This window comes from Marinobacter sp. CH_CUG1437-1 (assembly GCF_037029655.1).
Taxonomy (GTDB): Bacteria; Pseudomonadota; Gammaproteobacteria; order Pseudomonadales; family Oleiphilaceae; genus Marinobacter; species Marinobacter salsuginis.
On the sequence record NZ_JAYMEW010000002.1, the window covers coordinates 247,731 to 267,170 of the forward strand.

Below are 19,440 nucleotides of genomic sequence, written 5' to 3' on the forward strand. Positions count from 1 at the left end.
ATGAACCAACTGCTTCAGATCTCAGATCTCTCCATCTGTTTCGATCAGGGGCCCGCAGCGGTCGAATCGCTATCGCTGGCTATTCGGGAAGGAGAAACCCTGGCGCTAGTAGGCGAAAGCGGCTCCGGAAAATCCATTTCCGCGCTTTCGATCCTTCGGCTTCTTGATGCACGCCACGCCAGCTACCCCAGCGGGCAAATCCGGTACCGGGGCGAGGACCTGCTGGCTGCTACAGAAAGGCGAATGCGCCAGATTCGTGGCCGGGAGATCGGCATGATCTTCCAGGAACCGATGACATCCCTGAATCCGTTACACACCGTGGAAAAGCAGATTGGCGAAACCCTGGAGCTGCACAAGGGGATGCGTGGGCCCCAGGCCAGGCAGCGATGCCTGGAACTGCTGAACCTTGTGGGGATACAGAATCCGGAGTCCAAGCTGTGTGCTTACCCTCACCAGTTGTCGGGCGGACAGAAGCAGCGTGTGATGATCGCCATGGCCCTGGCCAACGAGCCGGACCTACTGATCGCGGATGAGCCCACCACCGCGCTGGATGTGACAGTCCAGAAGCAGGTTCTGGAACTGCTCCGAGATCTGCAGAAGAAACTGGGAATGGCCATCCTGCTGATCACCCACGATCTGACCATCGTACGACGCTACGCAGACCGGGTGGCGGTTATGGAGCGCGGAAAACTCGTGGAAGAAGCTGATACCAACACCCTTTTCGCCAGCCCACAGCATGCCTACACCCGAAAGCTGCTGGATGCCGAACCTCCGGAAGCGCCCCTGCCCCCTGGAAACCACGCAGAGCCGTTGCTGGCCGTCGAAAACCTGGACGTGCGCTTCCCGATCCGCAAAAGCCTTCTGGGCAAGGTAAAGGAAACCTTTCACGCCGTACAAGGTGCGGATTTCCAGCTCGGTCGGGGAGAAACTCTTGGTATTGTCGGGGAAAGCGGCAGCGGCAAAACCACCATAGGCCATGCCTTGCTGAAGCTTACCGCAAGCACGGGAAGTATCCGCCTTGCCGGCGAAGAACTGGCATTTCTCAACCAGAAGGAATTCCGGCCCTGGCGGCGGCGTGTCCAGATCGTCTTCCAGGACCCGTTCGGTAGCCTGAGCCCGAGAATGTCCATCGCAGAAATCGTCCGTGAGGGGCTGGAAATTCACGATGCGGAAAACGCCGCCGAACACGATAGGAAAGTCATAGGTGCGCTGACCGATGTCGGCCTGGACCCCGAGGCGCGTCACCGGTACCCCCATGAATTCTCCGGCGGCCAGCGGCAGCGCATTGCCATTGCGCGGGCACTGGTACTGCAGCCCGACCTGATCATTCTGGATGAACCCACCTCTGCCCTGGACCGCACGGTACAAAAGCAGGTCATTGAACTGTTGAGGGATATCCAGACCCGTTATGGTCTAAGCTATATCTTTATCAGCCATGACCTGGCCGTTGTACGCGCCCTGAGCCACAAACTCCTGGTTCTACAACACGGCCGGATCGTGGAATACGGTAATGCGGATGAGATCTTCCATTCACCTCGCGCGGACTATACCCGTGAGCTGCTGAGTGCCGCGTTCTTTTACCAGAATACAACTACGACTATTTGAGCGTTACCCCGGCCAGAGCACTCAGGGATAATGCACCCAAATCAGGAACACAGGGAGAACGACCCATGGGAATCCTCAGTGGCAAAAAAGCACTGATCGTTGGCGTAGCCAGCAAACTGTCCATTGCTTACGGTATCGCCGAGGCATTTGCCCGCGAAGGCGCTGAACTGGCTTTCACCTACCAGAACGAAAAGCTCCAGCCACGTGTTGAGAAATTCGCCGAGCAATGGGGCAGCAAGCTGACCTTCCCCTGCGATGTCGCCAGCGATGAAGAGATTGAAAATGTCTTCAAGGAACTGGGCAAGCACTGGGACAATATCGACATTATCGTTCATGCGGTTGGCTATGCCCCGGGTCACGAGCTGGACGGCAACTACGTTGACGTTACCACCCGTGACGGGTTCCGTATTGCACACGACATCAGCTCATACAGCTTCGTGGCCCTGGCCAAGGGCGCCCGCAGCATGATGCACGAGGGCAGCTCGCTCATTACCCTGAGTTACCTTGGCGCCGAGCGAGTTCTGCAGAATTACAACGTAATGGGCCTGGCCAAGGCATCCCTGGAAGCCAACGTTCGTTACATGGCTGCTAGCCTGGGCCGTGATGGTATTCGCGTGAACGGCATTTCCGCCGGCCCGATCAAGACCCTGGCTGCCTCCGGTATCAAGAGCTTCCGCAAGATGCTGGCTGAAAACGCCAAACGCGCACCGCTGCGCCGCAACGTCACCATCGACGAAGTGGGCAACGCCGCCGCGTTCCTGGGTTCCGATATGGCCTCCGGTATTACCGGCGAGATCATGTACGTGGACGCGGGTTTCAACATCACCGGAATGGCGGAACTGGAAGAGTAAGTTTCCGTTCCCGGGTATGAAAGAGCCGGCATTGTGCCGGCTCTTTTCGTTAGACGGGGTGGTGCTTCGTCAACCCTGATCCATCGCGGAGGCCACAGCCTCTACCCATTCAACGTAGGCGGTTTCATCGGATTCGATGATCCGCGCGCCCACCAGAAACCCCGACTCATTCGGCCTGCACCAGACCACCTCGACCATCAAGGTGAAAGGCTCGTTATGGTTACCGAGTGATACGCTTGCTGGTAACAGGGCGCCCAGGGACAGGGGCTCCCCGGAAGACAAACAAAGACCGCTCGCAGAAATATCCCGAATACCGCAGACAAGCTCCCTGGCCTCGGGCGTTTCCTCTTCCGGTATGCCGGATTCAAGTTCGAGAACTGCACGGGCTCTGGCGGTCAGGCGGTAATCGGTACGGTTGTCCTTCTCAAAGGGAGGATCATTCCGGGTTCCAAAGGTGTAATCGTTATCTGCCATTGTTATTTTTCCTGCTTCGGCAATATCAGTTTCGGCCCACACGGATTCGGCCAACCACCCTGCTGAGGGTGTCATCAAATTCTGCGGAGGTTCCCAGAACCCGGATCCGACCTTCGACAATACCCTCTACAAGGGCGTCCTCAAGAAATTCACGACGATTGAGGCCCAGGCGGTCGACAAACACCAGCTTTCTGGACGCATTGATGCGTACGGCCAGCTTCAGGCGGGCCGGCTCATCCGAAGTTTCATCCGGTTCAACCACGATCCAACCGCCCAGCTTGATGGCGTCTACCTGTTTTTCAGCCAACAGGGTGCGCTCCTTCCGGATCCGCGCCTCCTCGGCCTTTTCATCGGCGATGCGCTGCTCTTCGGCCGCCTGACGCTGGCGCTCCAGCTCTGCTTCGCGCTCCGCTTCCTCCGCCCTGCGGCGAGCTTCTGCGGCTTCTCTCTCCCGACGCAGCTCCTCGGCCCTGAGCCTTGCGGCCTCTGCAGCCTGTTCCCGCTGCCGGCGCTGTTTATCGCAAACACCCGCGAGTAGTTCGACGGTCTCCGCCAATACGGTTCCAAATGGCGTCAGTTTCGGCAGGGGGCGGATCTGTTCTTTTTCCAGAGCGGCCTGGAAATCAGTCCAGGTCTGCAGGCCCAGTTTTACACCAGCACCGTTAGTCCAAAGGATTTCTGCCGATTCGGTCAGAAAGGCATAGAAATACCGGCGCTGCTCCGCTCCTCCTTCGCCTTCGACAAACCACTGCCCCTCGAACGGTTTAAAGGCTTGCTCAGTCGGTACCTCAAAGCTCAGCCAACTGCTATCCCACTGAAACCCACCTGCTGCGGGTAACGCATCGACCAGCTCTGGCGTTTCTCCTCTGAGTCGCGAGACCATCACGCCTTCGATTCCTGCCAGGGAGTCCGCCGGAAGCGCCTGGTTATACACCCGTTTCCAGACATCAAGAAGTCGGTCGCCGATCTGTTCGCCAACGTGATAGAGGCGATTTCTGTCTTTGTCAGAAAGCGAAGGATCACCGATCCAGACCAGCCACTCGAGAAGCTTGCTGCCATGCCGAAAAGTCTCACCTTCCAGACCGGCGTCCCAGACGGACTGCTTGAGCAGCCCCTGCCAGTAATCGAGGATAAACCGCACGATCGGCATGGGAAGCCTGCGACCCTGAAGAGCCCGGCCAACAAGAGCGCGGGCAGTCTGGTCGGCCTTGCGCTGTTTGGCAGCACCCTGCTCCGTCTCCAGCAGGCGTTGGCGGAGCTTTCCGGCCTGGGCGTCCCTTCGGGCCGACTCTTCCTGCCATTGGTGACAGAAGGCTTCCACGGGGTCCGTGCTGCCGGATTCAAAGCTGGCCGACACCGCAATAACCAGCGAATCAAGCTGGTCCAGAAGCACCCTTGATGAACGCCCGCCAGAGTCGCTCCAGCCCCGCCACTCCTGCAAACTGTCCAGCCAGGAAAGCACGGGCCCGCTGAAGGCTTTCTTGCCCTCGAGATCCATGCGCCAGGCAAGATAAAACCGCAGTCTCGCTACGCGTCGCGCGAGACTTGGGTGCAAACCACTGGTTTTCAGGAAGACATCCATGATCCGGTCGGCAACATAAGCCGCGTTCACCTGACGCGCTGACCACTCGAGATGGACGGACCGGATGAGGTGGGTGACGCGCTCGTCCCGTTGTTCGGACCAGCATGAAATCAGAAGCGGACGCCAGTCGCTGACAGACTCTGGTTCGAGCTTGCCCGCCGGGTACGGGAGGTCAGGAACACGTATGCCGGCCAGGACATCGTCTATCTTGCCTGAAACCGTTGCAACGGAAGGCACATCTTTCGGTCTCTGCCTGTTTTGCGACATCCGTTCCCCATACCTAAGAAGCGTTGAAAAGGCCCTGTAAATAACGCAGTATAACCAACTCGCCGGGGTTTACCGCAACCGTGCACCGGCGCTATTCGCGTTAATCTGCAACCCTGTTGGCATATTCCATGGTCCACCAGGGCTGCAACGATCAGAATCGGGGAAGCAGAACAACATGTCGGGCAACAAACTAGAGAATCTGAATGTGGCGAGCCAGGAAGCACTGATCACTCCTGAAGCGCTAAAGAAGGAGATGCCACTCTCCGACAAGGCCGCAGAAACCGTCTCAAAGGGCCGCCAGGCCATCTATGACATCATGGACGGCAAAGACCACCGGCTATTCGTGGTGGTGGGCCCCTGCTCCATTCACGATGTAGAAGCGGCCCGGGATTACGCCTCGCGCCTGAAGAAGCTTGCCGATGAAGTCAGCGATACGCTGCTGATCGTTATGCGTGTCTATTTTGAGAAGCCTCGTACAACCGTTGGCTGGAAAGGTCTGATCAACGACCCGCACCTGAACGACACCTTTGATATTGAGCAGGGCCTCCACATCGGTCGTCGCCTGCTGCTGGATATCAACGAGTTGGGCCTCCCCGCAGCCACAGAAGCACTGGATCCAATTTCCCCACAATACCTGCAGGACACCATTGCCTGGTCGGCCATCGGCGCCCGTACTACTGAATCACAGACCCACCGGGAAATGAGCAGCGGCCTTTCCATGGCAATCGGTTTCAAGAATGGCACTGATGGCAGCCTTGATGTTGCCGTGAACGCCATGAAGTCGGTTTCCCATCCCCACAGTTTCCTGGGTATTGATCAGCAGGGCCAGGTGGCGATTATCCGCACCAAGGGCAACAATTACGGGCACGTTGTTCTTCGCGGCGGCGGTGGCAAACCCAACTACGACTCGGTAAGCGTCGCCCTCTGCGAGCAGGCGTTGGATAAAGCAGGCTTGCGCAAATCGATGATGATTGACTGCAGCCACGCCAACTCAAGCAAGGATCCGGCTATCCAGCCGCTGGTCATGCAGGACGTAACCCACCAGATTCTGGAAGGCAATACCTCCATCCAGAGCCTTATGGTAGAGAGCAACATCAACTGGGGTAACCAGTCCATTCCCGAGAATCTGGCCGATCTCAAATACGGCGTGTCGGTGACCGACGCCTGTATTGACTGGCCAACCACGGAGAGGGCGATCCGGGACATGCGGGACAAACTCAAGGATGTATTGCCCAAGCGCAAGATTGGCTGAGCAAAGCATGGTGAGAAAACGGGGAGCTCAGCTCCCCGTTTTCATAACCCCACCTACCCAGTCGAGCCTTTCTCTCAGCGCCACCACGTGGCCGATAATCACCAGCGTTGGCGGCTGAACGGCTTCAGCCCCTACCCGTTCGACGATATTGCACAGATTCCCTGTCACCACGCGCTGATCCCTCGTTGTACCCTTCGAGACCAACGCCACGGGCATATCCTGCGACATTCCGTGGGCGACCAGCTGCCGGCAAATGATGGGCAGGCCCACCAGCCCCATGTAGAACACCAGGGTCTGGTTGTTCTGGACAAAGTCCTTCCAGGGTAGATCACAGGTATCGTTCTTGAGATGGCCGGTCACGAACCGAACCGACTGGGCGTAATCCCGGTGGGTCAGAGGAATGCCAGCGTAGGCCGCGCAGCCGGAAGCGGCGGTGATACCCGGCACTACCTGGAACCGGACACCGGCGTCGGCAAGGGTTTCAATCTCTTCACCACCCCGACCAAATATAAACGGGTCTCCGCCCTTGAGACGAACCACTTTTCGTCCCTGCCTGGCCAGATCCACCAGCCGCTGATTGATCTGATCCTGGGGCAAGGTGTGGTTGGCCCGCTGCTTGCCAACATGAATCATCTCGGCAGTTTCCGGGATCATGGCCAGGATTTCCGGTGACACGAGACGATCGTAAAGTACTACTTCCGCGGCGGTGATCAGCCGCCAGGCTTTGAGTGTCAGCAGTTCAGGGTCCCCGGGGCCGGCCCCGACAAGAGCCACCTCACCCGCTGAGCTGTTGGGGTTCGAGGTTACCGGATTGACCCTGTACCTTACTGGTGCAGGGGTTGCACCAACGCCCTTCCCTGGTGCGCTATCTGGCTGATCACTCATTGGATTTTTTCAACGCCTCCCATATACGGCCTGAGAACCTCCGGAACCACAATGCTGCCGTCTGCCTGCTGGTAGTTCTCCATGACCGCAATCAGTGCACGGCCAACGGCAAGACCCGATCCGTTCAGGGTGTGGACAGGTTCGGGCTTTCCGGTTTCCGGGTTACGCCAACGGGCATGCATGCGGCGTGCCTGGAAATCGCGGGTATTGGAGCAGGAGGAAATCTCACGGAATTTGTCCTGCCCTGGCAGCCAGACCTCCAGGTCGTAGGTCTTGGCCGCGGAAAAACCCATGTCGCCACCGCAAAGCGCAACCACCCGGTACGGCAACTCCAGCAACTGAAGCACCTTTTCGGCATGACCAGTCAGAGCTTCCAGCGCGGCGTCTGAATCGCCGGGGCGAACCACCTGCACGAGCTCTACCTTGTCAAACTGATGCTGACGGATCATGCCCCGGGTATCCCGGCCGTAAGAGCCTGCTTCGCTGCGGAAACAGGGAGTGTGGCAGACCATCTGCAACGGTAGCTCAGCGGCATCCAGTATGGAGTCCGACACCAGATTGGTGGCAGGCACTTCTGCGGTGGGAATCAGGTACAACGGATGCTCGCCCTCAGTCTTGAACAGGTCTTCCTCAAACTTGGGCAACTGGCCGGTTCCGTACAGACTGTCTGCGTTCACCAGGTAAGGTACGTAAGTCTCCAGGTAGCCATGCTCGCGGGTATGCAGATCCAGCATGAACTGGGCCAGGGCCCGATGAAGCCTTGCAACGGGGCCTCGCATGACGGCGAAGCGAGAATGGGCCAGCCGGGTGGCGGTCTCGAAATCCAGGCCTTTCAGCCCCTCGCCCAGGGCAACGTGGTCTTTGGGCTCGAAATCGAAGGCCTTTGGGGTGCCCCAGGTGCGAATCTCTACGTTATCGTCTTCACTGTCACCCGCCGGTACATCTTCATCCGGAAGATTCGGGATACCGGCCAGAAACGCGTTGAGCTCTTCCTGAAGGGCGCGGAGCTCGTCTTCGGCTTCAGACCTCTGCTTCTTGAGGTCTTCCACCTCGTCCAGCAGCGGCTGGATATCCTCGCCGGCCGCTTTGGCCTTCCCGATCGACTTGGACCGCTTGTTCTGCTCGCTCTGAAGGGTTTCCGTGCTTACCTGGAGTGCACGACGGCGTTCCTCAAGCTGCTCGAAGGTGGCGGTATCGAATTCGAAATTCTTGATGGCCAGCCGACGGGCGATCTCTTCTGTCTGGGTGCGGACACGTTTGGGATCGAGCATGATTATCCTGAATCTTCCGGTTAGCGATGGTTTGAGAGACTGGCCATTATACCTGCACTGGCGCTCGTGGCTACCGCAGCAAAAGGCTCAGTTGTAGCGTTTTCGGGGGCTTTCGGCGTTGCGGGTATCAAGACGCTGGCGCTTTTCAGCCAGTTTTATCTCGAGCCCTCGATTGACGGGCTCATAGTAGCGGCGTTGATGAATGGCCTCGGGCAGGTAGGACTCGCCGGCGGCGAAGGCCTCGGGCTCATCATGAGCGTACCTGTAGGTATCGCCGTGGCCCATGCTTTTCATCAGTTTGGTAGGGGCATTTCGGAGGTGAACTGGCACTTCGTAGTCCGGGTCCTTGCGGATATCCGCCATGCATTGATTAAAGGCGTTATAAACCGCATTACTTTTGGGTGCCAGCGCCAGATACGTCACCGCCTGGGCCAGGGCCAATTCCCCTTCCGGTGTCCCCAGCCGTTCCTGGGCATCCCAGGCATCCATGCTAAGCTGCAGGGCACGAGGGTCAGCGTTACCAATGTCTTCGCTGGCAATGCGCACCAGACGCCGTGCAACATAGAGCGGATCGCAGCCGCCATCCAGCATCCGGCACAGCCAGTACAGTGAACCGTCCGGATCGGAACCGCGAACGGATTTATGCAGTGCAGAGATCTGGTCGTAAAACACATCTCCACCCTTGTCGAATCGACGCAGGCTTGTCTGCATTACCTGTTCGAGCTGATCAGCCGTAACCCGGTCCTTTCCAGAGCCGTCCGGCTCGGCCAGATCGGCCGCCACCTCCAGGATATTCAGGGCGCGGCGGGCATCGCCGCCGGACGCTGCCGCCATCAGGGTCAGCACGTCCTCATCAACCAGCAGGCGGCCTGCGAAGCCCTCGTCCGCTGCCAGCGCACGCCGTAACAATTGAAGAATGTCCTCTTCCTCAAGGTTCTTGAGCACGTAGACCCGGGTACGGGACAGCAGGGCGCTGTTAAGCTCAAAGGAAGGATTTTCGGTAGTCGCACCCACGAAGATAAAGGTACCGTCTTCAATGTGGGGGAGAAACGCGTCCTGCTGGCTCTTATTGAAGCGATGCACTTCATCGACAAACAGGAGCGTGTCCCGCCCCTGGGACTGCTTCCGATTGCGCGCCCGCTCTACTACAGCCCGAATCTCTTTCACACCGCTCAAAACGGCAGACACCGTCTCGAAGCTAAGATCGCTGACGTTCGCCAAAAGCTGGGCAAAAGTGGTCTTACCGACTCCGGGAGGTCCCCAGAGAATCATGGAATGAAGCTGGCCCTGCTCCACCGCACGTCGAAGAGGTTTTCCGGGGCCGACCAGGTGGGCCTGGCCCACGTAGTCATCCAGTGTTGCAGGCCGCATTTTTGCGGCCAAAGGCCGGAAACCGGCGGATTCCGCGAACAGGCTATCCTGCATCAGGCCCCGTCCCGGATAATATCCACACCCTCCGGGTAGTCGAGGGTGAAGGCACCGGCTTCCACCGGTTCATTGAGCCTGATCCGGTCAAAACTCAGAACACTCAACTGGGCAAGGGAATCCTGCATGCGCATCTCCTGAAGCTCGCCCTTGTAGAAGGTCAACCGGAGTGACGTGAAAAGGGAATCAGGACTCCTTGGCTCCAGGGTGAATTCGCGCGTGTTGTCACCGATCTGGCGCCCGGAGACCTTGTAGGTTTCCTCCAGATTATCCACTTCACCGCTGAGCAGCAGTGCCGGGGTAGATTGCACCCGGTCATCGAGCTTATGAATCGTAACCTGCTCCAGATCAGGATCGTAGACCTCCACGGTTTCGCCATCGCTCACAATAAACTGCGAGAGGGGCGCGCTGGTTTCCCAGTAGAACAGTCCCGGGCGTTTTGCTTTCAACGAACCACGGGTTTCCTGGACCTTGTTGCCATTCTCGTTGACAACAATCTGAATGAAATCCGCCTGATAGGATTCATAGCTCTTCAGTAACGAAGCCAGTTCGTCGGCTCCCTCTTTGCCCTCACTGGCAGTCGCAGGGCTGAAGAAAAACACCGTCGCTGCCATTACTAGCAGGTATTTCAGAAAAGACTGTGCCATGGCTCGTTACTCCTAATCTCTGGGTGGCGGCGGCGCCAGCACTTCACGGGCACCGTTATGGCCTGCGGCGCTTACCACGCCGGATGCTTCCATGGCATCAACCAGGTTTGCCGCCCGGTTGTAGCCGATCTTGAATTTTCGCTGCACCGAGGAAATTGAAACGCGGCGCCCTTCAGTCACGAACGCAACCGCCTCGTCGTAGAGCGCATCGCCTTCGCTGTCTCCACCGCCTTCTGACAGGTTGGGTACCCCGGGCAGACTCTCGCCTTCAGCTCCGTTGAGGACATCGTCCACGTAGACCGGTTCGCCACGTGCTTTCCAGGCACTGACAACGCGGTGAACCTCATCGTCGTCCACAAAGGCTCCATGCACCCGAACCGGCAGGCCCGACCCCGGTGGCAGATAGAGCATGTCGCCATGCCCCAGTAGCTGCTCAGCGCCACCCTGATCCAGTACCGTCCGCGAATCAATCTTGGACGACACCTGGAAAGACATTCGGGTGGGAATGTTGGCCTTGATCAGACCGGTTATCACATCAACCGATGGCCTCTGGGTAGCGAGGATCAGGTGAATACCTGCCGCCCTTGCCTTCTGTGCAATGCGGGCAATCAGCTCTTCAACCTTTTTGCCAACGATCATCATCATGTCGGCAAACTCGTCGATCACGACCACGATGAATGGCAGGGTGTCCAGCTCGGGACGTTCCTGTTCATCATTGGCGAGATACTCGTCCGGCTTCCAGAAAGGATCCAGAAGCGGTTCACCGGCGGCCACGGCGTCTTTGATCTTCCGGTTGTAACCGGCCAGATTCCGGACACCGAGGCTGGCCATTAACTTGTACCGGCGCTCCATTTCAGCCACACACCAGCGCAGGGCGTTGGCCGCCTCTTTCATGTCGGTGACCACCGGCGCCAGCAAATGTGGAATGCCATCGTAGATGCTCAATTCGAGCATCTTCGGATCCACCATGATGAAGCGGACATCTTCCGGCCCTGCCTTCAGCAGCATGCTGAGCAGCATGGCATTGACGCCAACGGACTTACCGGAACCGGTGGTACCCGCCACGAGGAGGTGCGGCATTTTGGCGAGGTTGGCCACCATCGGGTTACCACCGATGTCATTACCCAGCGCCAGGGTCAGAGGGGAGCTGGATTCCTGGAATACCCGGGCACCAAGCACTTCGCTCAGGCGGACCATTTCTCGTTCTTCATTCGGAATCTCGATACCAACAACAGACTTGCCGGGAATCACCTCGACAACCCGAACACTCAGTACCGCCAGGGAACGGGCCAGATCTTTGGCGAGGTTGGAAATCTTGCTGACCTTCACGCCCGGGGCCGGCTTGATCTCGAACCGGGTGATGACCGGGCCCGGATTGACTTCGACCACTTCCACGGATACCCCGAAATCACCCAGCTTTTCTTCCAGCAACCGGGACATGTGCTCCAGCGATTCTTCCGAGTAGCCTTTTTCCTTATGCTCCTCCGGCGGGTCCAGCAGGGAAATCGGCGGGATCGGGCTTTCTATGTCTTCCAGCAACGAAGGCTGCTTGTTCCCCTTGTCTTTCGACTGTGACGGCTGTTCGTCTTTCTTGAAAGGCGAGATCTTCACCGAGCGCCCCGTAGGCTGAGGGGATTCCTCAGGTTTGGCAGGCTTACCTTTAGCCACAGGCGCTTCGTCCCGTGAGCTGAAACTTTCAAGCCGCGCCGGTTCCGGATCAACTTCGGCCGAGAGGCCATCCAGTCCCGGTTCCTTTCGAGCGGTTTCGGGCTTTGAAGCAACCTTCAGCGCCTTGGGCTTCTTCGGACCGAAGCCGGGGATCCGATGCCACCAGCGAGGCTTGTCGGGACCTGGGCTTTTCAATGCGCTATCGACAGCTGGCACACGATCCTTGACCACTGGGGGCTCTGCTCTTGGCTCGACCTTGGCCTCTGGTTTTTCCGATTGTTTCGGTTTTTCCGGCTTCGGCTTGCCCTTGAACAGACTGCTGATCGCCAGCCCTGTCCGAAGGGTCAGACCACCGACTTGATCCATCAGCCAGAACCACGACAAACCGGTTGTAACGGTCAGTGCGAACAGAAAGATGGCGATCAGCAAAAGCGTTGTTGCCGGCAGGTTGAAAAACCGAACCATGGCATCAGCTACAGCCGTACCAAGCACGCCGCCCGAGGAAGCCCCGAGACCAAATACGGAATAGAGCGACAACAGGCTGGTTGCCGAAAGAAGGATCAACAGGAAGCCACCGAACCGCATCATGAACAGCGGCCAGTGCAAGTCCAGGGAATCGTTGCGCCGCCGGATAAGCATCAGCGCGTAGCCGGCGATCATCACCGGAAACAGATAGGCGACGTGGCCGAAGAAATCCATGAAAAGGCTGGCGAGCCAGGCGCCGGTACGTCCGGCATAGTTCTGGACGCTGGTGTCATGACCAATGCTGGCCCAGCCGGGATCTGAGGGACTGAAGGTCACCAGCGCCATGGAAAGATAAATACAGAGCGCTATCAGAGCAATAACGGCGCCTTCCCGGGCGCCCTGGGCAGCCAGGCGGCGAAAGCGCAGCTGCTTCTCTGTCAGCTCCTGTGGTGCTTTCTTCGCTTTTGCAGATTCGGCCATGAATGCTCAGACGTTATCGGTGCTTGCGTTTCGAAGCGCCTGGAAGCCCCTCTCCAGATCGGTTTTCAGGTCTTCGACAGCTTCGATGCCCACGGAAATCCGGATCAGGTTTTCCGTAATCCCGGCCCGCGCCTTGTCCTCCGGCGATAAGCGCCCGTGAGTGGTCGTAGCCGGGTGCGTGATCGTGGTCTTGACGTCACCCAGGTTTGCTGTGATGGAAATCATTCGGGTGCCATCAATGAAGGCCCAAGCCTCCTCCCTCGCGCCCTTGAGCTGGAATGACAGCACGCCGCCAAACCCGGTTTGCTGCTTTTTCGCCAGCTCATGTTGGGGATGGCTCTGCAGACCGGCGTAGAACACACGTTCAACCGCCGGTTGTTGCTCCAGCCACAGCGCCAACTCTAACGCATTGTCACAGTGGGCGCGCATACGAATTGGTAAGGTTTCCAGACCCTTCTGGAACACCCAGGCGTTAAAGGGACTCATGGTGGGACCAGCAGACCGAAGGAAGCCATAGATCTCTTCCATCATCTTCTCGGACCCGACCACAACACCGCCGACACAGCGGCCCTGGCCATCGAGGTATTTGGTGGCCGAGTGGATCACGATATCCGCACCCTGCTCCAGCGGACGTTGAAGCACAGGCGTACAGAAACAGTTATCCACCACGAAAAGCGCATCGTTATCCCGGGCCAGCTGCCCGAGGGCCGCCATATCTGCAACTTCGCACAGGGGATTGGATGGCGTTTCAATGAACAGCATCCGGGTTTCGGGGCGCACCGACGCCCGCCACTCTTCCATGTCCGTCAGACTGACAAACGTGGTTTGGACTCCGAAACGGGCCATGTATTTCTGGAACAGCACGTTGGTGGTGCCGAATACACCCCGGGAGCAGATTACATGGTCGCCGCTCTGCAGCAGCGCCATGCAGGTGCTCAGGATCGCGGCCATACCGGAGGCGGTAGCAACTGCCCGCTCTCCACCTTCCATGGCGGCAATCCGGCCTTCGAAAGCCTGGACCGTCGGATTGGTAAATCGGGAATAGATGTTGCCCGGCTCATCACCGCCAAATCGCGCCGCTGCCTGCGCGGCACTGCCATAGACGAAGCTGGACGTAGGGAAAATGGCATCGCTGTGCTCGAGCTGCCCGGTGCGGATCTGCCCTGCCCTCACTGCCAGTGTGTCCACCGACATACCATCAAGGTCCGACTCGGGAATCCAGACAGTCTCTTCACGGCGAAAGGTCATCAACTACTCCTGCCTGCTACGGCTCTTTCAGTCTTCGTCATTGTACAGATCGATAATACCGTTATCGCCAGATGTGGCGCCGGCGCTCTTGAAACGTTTGTCATCGTTACGCAGTTCTTCCAGACGGTTCAGATACGCTGCATCAACATCGCCGGTTACGTAGTTGCCGGTAAACACGGAACATTCCCAGCCTTCGATGTCGTCATTGACATCACTGACACAGGTTACCAGATCCTCCAGATCCTGATAGAGCAGCCAGTCGGCCCCGATCAGTTCACGGATTTCCTCAACGGTGCGGTCGTGGGCGATCAGTTCACTGGCCGAAGGCATATCGATCCCGTAGACGTTCGGGTAGCGAACGGGGGGTGCCGCAGAGGCAAAATAGACCTTGCGAGCACCGGCATCGCGGGCCATCTGCACGATTTCCTTGCAGGTGGTGCCACGCACGATGGAATCGTCCACCAACATGACATTCTTGCCACGGAACTCCAGATCGATCGGGTTCAGCTTCTGGCGCACCGATTTCTTACGCATTTTCTGGCCAGGCATGATAAACGTCCGCCCGATATAGCGATTCTTGATGAAGCCTTCCCGGAATTTCACGCCCAGACGGTGGGCCATCTGCATGGCTGAGGTGCGACTGGTATCAGGTATGGGCATCACCACGTCGATGTCGTGGTCCGGCGTCTCGCGAAGCACCTTCTCGGCCAGGGTCTCGCCCATGCGCAGACGGGCTTTGTAAACCGACACCTTGTCGATAATGGAGTCCGGGCGGGCAAAATACACATGTTCGAAAATGCACGGGTACAGGTGGGGCTGCTCGGCGCATTGCTGGGTATATAGCGTGCCGTCGGTTTCAATGTAGACCGCCTCACCCGGCGCAATGTCCCGCACCAGTGTGTAACCTGCCGCATTGAGGGCAACGCTTTCCGAGGCAATCATGTATTCCTTGCGGCCATCTTCGGACGTGCGCTCGCCGTAACAGGCAGGACGTATGCCGTTCGGATCACGGAAGCCCACAATGCCGTAACCGGTGATCATGGCAATCACGGCGTAGGCACCCCGGCAGCGTTTGTGAACGGCTCTCACTGCGGAGAAAATCTCGTCCTTGGTCGGGTCGAGCTTGCCGAGCTTCTGCAGCTCGTGGGCAAACACATTCAGCAGAACTTCCGAATCGGAGTTGGTGTTGATGTGCCGCAGATCGGTCCGGAACAGGTCCTTGCTCAGATCATCCGCGTTAGTCAGGTTGCCGTTGTGGGCCAGGGTAATGCCGTAGGGACTGTTTACGTAAAACGGCTGGGCTTCAGCGGAACTGGAACTGCCCGCTGTCGGATAGCGCACGTGGCCGATGCCCACGTTACCCACCAGCCGGCGCATGTGCCGGGTATGGAATACATCCCGCACTAGGCCATTATCCTTGCGCAGGAAAAACCGATCATCCTGAAATGTCACAATGCCCGCCGCGTCCTGGCCCCGGTGCTGAAGTACAGTCAGCGCATCATAGAGCGACTGATTGACGTTGGAAGTACTGACGATGCCGACAATGCCACACATGGATAAAGGTATCTCCGAGTGTTAAAACTGAATGTTAGCGGGACGCGGACGCAGGTTCCACGCCTTCCTGCTCTGTAACGGGTTCCGGTTTTAGCGCGTTTTCCGGTGCAGGCCCCAGAAAGCGTGCAAATTCATCGCCCAGGGTCCGTCTGGACCAATCTTCCACCACGGCCAGGCGATCAATGATAATTGAGGTTCGCCACCAGGTGTCCTGTGCCAGCGGCGTATACCGCGTAAACGCAATGGCCACAATCACCACCACCACACCGCGCAGAAGTCCAAACCCCATACCGAGTACCCGGTCAGTGGCCGACAGCCCAGTGGCCCTGATCAGATGGCCAGTCATGTTATTGATGATGGCGCCAACAATAAGGGTTCCAAAAAAGAGTATGGCAAAGGCAGCGATCAGCCGGACAAGTGGCGTTTCAACCGTACTTTCCAGCAGAGACTGCATCTGGGGGTGGAAGGTTCTGGCCAGGATAAACGCGCCCACCCAGGTCACCAGCGACAGCGCTTCCCGAACAAAGCCCCGTTTCAGACTGATGAGAGTGGAAACTGTAATGAGGGCGATAATGACCCAGTCAATCCAGATCAGCGCTTCCATTGAAAACCCGGTGGAGAAAAGGAAGCGCGAATTCTATCAGGAAACCCCTGCTCGCCAAACCGCTAGACACACATTAACCGGACCCCGAGCGTTATTTTTCGCCGGAGGTGACCAGGCTATTGAGCCCAAAGGCATCATCCAGAGCCCTCTTGGCAGATTCAGCTTCGGATTTGGATGCGAAGGGACCACTGAATACCCGGGTTAACGTGGTATCGCCCCGAACAACTTCCTGCAGGTGGGAGCCATAGCCTTTTTCTCGCACCTGGTCTCTGAGCCGGCGGGCATTATCGGAATTGCCGAAGCTTCCCAATTGAACCACCCAGGCGCCTTCCAGGGATCGTTCGTACTCAGCGGTTTCCGTGGCAGAGCTCTCCGAGGCTTGATTGTCGGTCTCGGCGGAAGCGCTTGACGGTTCCTGAGACGTGCTGGCTTGGGACTGCGGGCTTTCGGACGATGGTGCATCCCCGGAGGCTGTCTCCTCGCCCGGGGATTCCTCAAGGATCCGATACCCCAGCGAATCGGCGCTTTCTTCCTCGACAGCCGGTATCGTTACACCGCCTTCGCTGGTTTCAAGGCCGTAAGATGGTGGGGGTTCTACCCCGGATTCAGGTGCTTCAACCTCGGGAAATGGCGGTTCCTCTGGAATCTTTATGGTGGTGGAAGTGCGCTCGGAATGAGGCTCATCGAAGAGCATGGGAACAAAGATAACCGCCAGGGAAACAAGGACCAGCGCCCCGATTATTCTCTGTTTCAGTCCATCCACGTCGTAAGGCTCCCAACTGTTATGACTGCGCCCCGAGAGGCACCTATCCGCAGATACTAACTGCCCGAAAGCCGGAACTCAAAGTGCTACCCGCTGCCATGGACAAAGTTTAAGGGGGTTTCGCCCGGCTTCTGCCTGATTCTTCAGCGAAGGAGAATCTCCCGACCCTCTGCGACCGTGAAGAACGAGCCGAAAACGACCACGATATCCTCGGGACTGCAGGCTGACAAAGCTGACTCGAGGGCCTCACCTACGGACTCGAAAGCCGAGGCATCAGCGATACCGGCTTTGGCCAACCGTGCCTGCAAATCATGGGCAGACAGCCCCCTCGGCACCTTGAGACTGGATAGATACCAGGCATCAACAACACCAGCCATTGCTTTTCCGACACCTTCCACGTCTTTGTCCGCCAGGGCACCGTAGACCGCATGGACTCGCCGGCCAGAGGACTTCAGGCTATTCAGTTGTCCGGCCAACCAATCTGCGGCATGGGGATTATGCCCGACATCCAGATAAACATCCGGGGAAGACCCCAAACGCTCAAATCGGCCGGGAACGCTCAGACTTCCGAGCACCTGCTCAATGGCGGAAACCGACAGACCCGGCTCAAGCTGCCGCACAGCAACGACGGCCGCTGCCATGCTTTTGACCGGCAAGGGCCCTGCAGGCAGGCGTACCGGCTGGTTTTCATAGTCCAGAATCACCTCAGGAAAACCGGAACCAGACTGCGGTTCTGAACTTAACTGATAGTCCCGCCCCAACATCGCTAACCGGATCTTCTGAGCCGCCGCCTGCTGAAGCACCGACCGCGGCGGATCGGTATCCGCATAGACCGCCGGAATACCCGGTCGGAGCACCCCTGCTTTCTCAAAACCGATGACTTCCCGGTTATCGCCAAGAAAAGCCACGTGGTCGATGTCCACCGATGTCAGTATGGCGAAATCTGCATCCAGAACATTGACTGCGTCCAGTCGTCCGCCCAAGCCAACTTCAAGGACCCAGTCGTCCAGGCCTGAGTCGGCAAAAGCCACAAACGCAGCAAGAGTCCCGAATTCAAAATAAGTCAGCGACACACTGCCGCGGGCGGCTTCAACCGCTTCAAAGGCCCGCACCAGTGCGTCGTCGGAGATATCGTCACCATTGAGGCGCACCCGTTCGTTATAGCGCTGGAGGTGAGGCGAGGTATAGGCTCCGACACGACGACCGGCGGCGCGCAAAAGCGCTTCTGTAGCGGCCACAGCACTGCCTTTGCCATTGGTGCCGGCCACCGTGATGATCCGGGCTTGCGGCTTTCGCCGGAAAAGCCGGCGCATAACCACGAGCACCCGATCCAGGCCGAGGTCAATCTCTGTTGGGTGTATCGCTTCGAGGTAGGCAAGCCACTGATCAACAGTGGCGCCAGCCCCCGGTGAAGCCGGGGGCTGGGCAGAAGGGTTACTCGGCGGGGGCATCGGTTTCAGGCTTTTCCGTCACTTCAAACTCGATGGGCTCTTCGGTTCCCGGACGTTCCTGGCCAGTGAACTTGGCCAGCACGTGGGCAATACGTTCACGCATCTGGTGACGATGGAGAATCATGTCGATCGCGCCATGCTCCAACAGGAACTCACTGCGCTGGAACCCTTCCGGCAGCTTTTCACGCACGGTCTGTTCGATGACTCGCGGACCGGCGAAACCAATCAATGCATTCGGCTCGGCAATATTGAGATCACCCAGCATGGCCAGACTGGCGGAAACGCCACCGAACACGGGATCGGTCATTACCGAAATGTAGGGGATCCCCTCCAGTTTCATCCGCTCAAGGACCGCCGCCGTTTTCGACATCTGCATCAGCGACAGGATGGCTTCCTGCATCCGGGCACCACCACTGGCGGAGAAACAGACCAGAGGAATTCTTTCTTCAAGGGCAACATTGGCAGCCTGGACGAATTTTTCACCAACAACCTGGCCCATGGAGCCGCCCAGGAAACCGAATTCAAAGGAGCAAGCAACCAGAGGCACGCCAAGTGTGGTGCCTTTCATGGCCACCAGAGCGTCTTTCTCACCGGTACCTTTCTGGGCCTGGGACAGACGATCCTTATAGCGTTTGCTGTCTTTGAACTTCAGACGATCCCAAGGCTCCAGCTGGGCAGCAATCTCTTCCCGACCATCCGGATCAAGAAAAACGTCCAGACGACGGCGGGCCGTCACCCTCAGGTGGTGATTGCATTTGGGGCAAACATCCAGGTTTTTTTCAAGTTCCGGCTTGTAGAGAAAGGCGCCGCATTTGGGGCATTTCTTCCACAGCCCCTCCGGCACTCCGGTTCTCTGCTTGGATTCCGAGCGAATCTTGCTCGGCATGATCTTGTCCAGCCAGTTACTCATGGTCTCATCCTGTCCTTTGACGCCTGTTTGCCCCGCTC

16 protein-coding genes are annotated in these 19,440 nt (G+C 58.0%); 3 read left to right on the top strand and 13 right to left on the bottom strand.

All coding sequences use genetic code 11. The features are described from left to right. Entirely contained in the window at positions 1-1,605 is a 1,605-nt protein-coding gene (locus tag WA411_RS06570) for an ABC transporter ATP-binding protein (RefSeq protein ID WP_291908864.1), read from the top strand. A 65-nt stretch (positions 1,606-1,670) separates the two neighbouring features. Next, positions 1,671-2,456, top strand: a complete 786-nt coding sequence (locus WA411_RS06575) for an enoyl-ACP reductase FabI (RefSeq protein WP_136629570.1) — start codon at positions 1,671-1,673, stop codon at positions 2,454-2,456. 69 nt (positions 2,457-2,525) lie between these two features. On the opposite strand, the gene WA411_RS06580 is transcribed toward WA411_RS06575, so the two are convergent. Both WA411_RS06580 and WA411_RS06585 read right to left on the bottom strand, forming a co-directional pair. Further along, positions 2,526-2,930, bottom strand: a complete 405-nt coding sequence (locus WA411_RS06580) for a PilZ domain-containing protein (protein ID WP_291908860.1) — start codon at positions 2,928-2,930, stop codon at positions 2,526-2,528. A 25-nt stretch (positions 2,931-2,955) separates the two neighbouring features. Next, complete coding sequence (locus tag WA411_RS06585) at positions 2,956-4,779, bottom strand: DUF1631 family protein (RefSeq protein WP_291908857.1); 1,824 nt, start codon at positions 4,777-4,779, stop codon at positions 2,956-2,958. A 175-nt stretch (positions 4,780-4,954) separates the two neighbouring features. Between WA411_RS06585 and WA411_RS06590 the strand changes: the two genes are divergently transcribed. Beyond that, positions 4,955-6,031 (top strand): 3-deoxy-7-phosphoheptulonate synthase, encoded by a 1,077-nt coding sequence (locus tag WA411_RS06590; protein ID WP_291908854.1) that lies wholly within the window; start codon positions 4,955-4,957, stop codon positions 6,029-6,031. 27 nt (positions 6,032-6,058) lie between these two features. Here the strand turns inward: WA411_RS06590 and cobA are convergent, their stop codons facing one another. The 11 genes from cobA to accD form a co-directional block, all read right to left on the bottom strand. Beyond that, a complete protein-coding gene (gene cobA / locus WA411_RS06595) occupies positions 6,059-6,916 on the bottom strand; it encodes a uroporphyrinogen-III C-methyltransferase (RefSeq protein WP_222464558.1) in 858 nt (285 codons plus the stop codon). Beyond that, positions 6,913-8,187, bottom strand: a complete 1,275-nt coding sequence (gene serS / locus WA411_RS06600; RefSeq protein WP_291908849.1) for a serine--tRNA ligase — start codon at positions 8,185-8,187, stop codon at positions 6,913-6,915. Before serS ends, cobA begins: the two co-directional genes overlap by 4 nt. An 87-nt stretch (positions 8,188-8,274) precedes the next feature. After that, positions 8,275-9,612, bottom strand: a complete 1,338-nt coding sequence (locus tag WA411_RS06605; protein WP_291908846.1) for a replication-associated recombination protein A — start codon at positions 9,610-9,612, stop codon at positions 8,275-8,277. Then, positions 9,612-10,259, bottom strand: coding sequence for an outer membrane lipoprotein chaperone LolA (gene lolA / locus WA411_RS06610; protein WP_291908843.1), 648 nt, complete (start codon positions 10,257-10,259; stop codon positions 9,612-9,614). Before lolA ends, WA411_RS06605 begins: the two co-directional genes overlap by 1 nt. Before the next feature lie 12 nt (positions 10,260-10,271). Next, positions 10,272-12,872: a DNA translocase FtsK gene (locus WA411_RS06615; protein WP_291908840.1), complete on the bottom strand. Its 2,601-nt coding sequence runs from the start codon at positions 12,870-12,872 to the stop codon at positions 10,272-10,274. A gap of 6 nt (positions 12,873-12,878) precedes the next feature. Next, positions 12,879-14,120, bottom strand: a complete 1,242-nt coding sequence (locus WA411_RS06620; RefSeq protein WP_069183546.1) for an O-succinylhomoserine sulfhydrylase — start codon at positions 14,118-14,120, stop codon at positions 12,879-12,881. Positions 14,121-14,147: 27 nt separating this feature from the next. Further along, on the bottom strand, positions 14,148-15,674 hold the full coding sequence (gene purF, locus WA411_RS06625) for an amidophosphoribosyltransferase (RefSeq protein ID WP_069183545.1): 1,527 nt from the start codon (positions 15,672-15,674) through the stop codon (positions 14,148-14,150). Positions 15,675-15,708: 34 nt separating this feature from the next. Continuing rightward, a complete protein-coding gene (locus WA411_RS06630) occupies positions 15,709-16,278 on the bottom strand; it encodes a CvpA family protein (protein ID WP_291908834.1) in 570 nt (189 codons plus the stop codon). Between the two features lie 91 nt (positions 16,279-16,369). Beyond that, positions 16,370-17,041, bottom strand: a complete 672-nt coding sequence (locus tag WA411_RS06635) for an SPOR domain-containing protein (RefSeq protein WP_209397220.1) — start codon at positions 17,039-17,041, stop codon at positions 16,370-16,372. Between the two features lie 143 nt (positions 17,042-17,184). After that, the gene (folC, locus tag WA411_RS06640) at positions 17,185-18,492 is read right to left on the bottom strand and encodes a bifunctional tetrahydrofolate synthase/dihydrofolate synthase (protein WP_291908826.1); all 1,308 of its coding nucleotides are present in this window, start codon (positions 18,490-18,492) and stop codon (positions 17,185-17,187) included. Then, complete coding sequence (gene accD, locus WA411_RS06645; RefSeq protein WP_069183541.1) at positions 18,476-19,402, bottom strand: acetyl-CoA carboxylase, carboxyltransferase subunit beta; 927 nt, start codon at positions 19,400-19,402, stop codon at positions 18,476-18,478. The genes folC and accD overlap by 17 nt, the downstream gene beginning before the upstream one ends. Positions 19,403-19,440: the final 38 nt, after the last annotated feature.

Bases quoted from the DNA above. Each gene is read 5' to 3' on its own strand.
- WA411_RS06570 (WP_291908864.1), top strand. From the start codon at position 1: ATGAACCAACTGCTTCAGATCTCAGATCTCTCCATCTGTTTCGATCAG.
- WA411_RS06575 (WP_136629570.1), top strand. From the start codon at position 1,671: ATGGGAATCCTCAGTGGCAAAAAAGCACTGATCGTTGGCGTAGCCAGC.
- WA411_RS06580 (WP_291908860.1), bottom strand. From the start codon at position 2,930: ATGGCAGATAACGATTACACCTTTGGAACCCGGAATGATCCTCCCTTT.
- WA411_RS06585 (WP_291908857.1), bottom strand. From the start codon at position 4,779: ATGTCGCAAAACAGGCAGAGACCGAAAGATGTGCCTTCCGTTGCAACG.
- WA411_RS06590 (WP_291908854.1), top strand. From the start codon at position 4,955: ATGTCGGGCAACAAACTAGAGAATCTGAATGTGGCGAGCCAGGAAGCA.
- cobA (WP_222464558.1), bottom strand. From the start codon at position 6,916: ATGAGTGATCAGCCAGATAGCGCACCAGGGAAGGGCGTTGGTGCAACC.
- serS (WP_291908849.1), bottom strand. From the start codon at position 8,187: ATGCTCGATCCCAAACGTGTCCGCACCCAGACAGAAGAGATCGCCCGT.
- WA411_RS06605 (WP_291908846.1), bottom strand. From the start codon at position 9,612: ATGCAGGATAGCCTGTTCGCGGAATCCGCCGGTTTCCGGCCTTTGGCC.
- lolA (WP_291908843.1), bottom strand. From the start codon at position 10,259: ATGGCACAGTCTTTTCTGAAATACCTGCTAGTAATGGCAGCGACGGTG.
- WA411_RS06615 (WP_291908840.1), bottom strand. From the start codon at position 12,872: ATGGCCGAATCTGCAAAAGCGAAGAAAGCACCACAGGAGCTGACAGAG.
- WA411_RS06620 (WP_069183546.1), bottom strand. From the start codon at position 14,120: ATGACCTTTCGCCGTGAAGAGACTGTCTGGATTCCCGAGTCGGACCTT.
- purF (WP_069183545.1), bottom strand. From the start codon at position 15,674: ATGTGTGGCATTGTCGGCATCGTCAGTACTTCCAACGTCAATCAGTCG.
- WA411_RS06630 (WP_291908834.1), bottom strand. From the start codon at position 16,278: ATGGAAGCGCTGATCTGGATTGACTGGGTCATTATCGCCCTCATTACA.
- folC (WP_291908826.1), bottom strand. From the start codon at position 18,492: ATGCCCCCGCCGAGTAACCCTTCTGCCCAGCCCCCGGCTTCACCGGGG.
- accD (WP_069183541.1), bottom strand. From the start codon at position 19,402: ATGAGTAACTGGCTGGACAAGATCATGCCGAGCAAGATTCGCTCGGAA.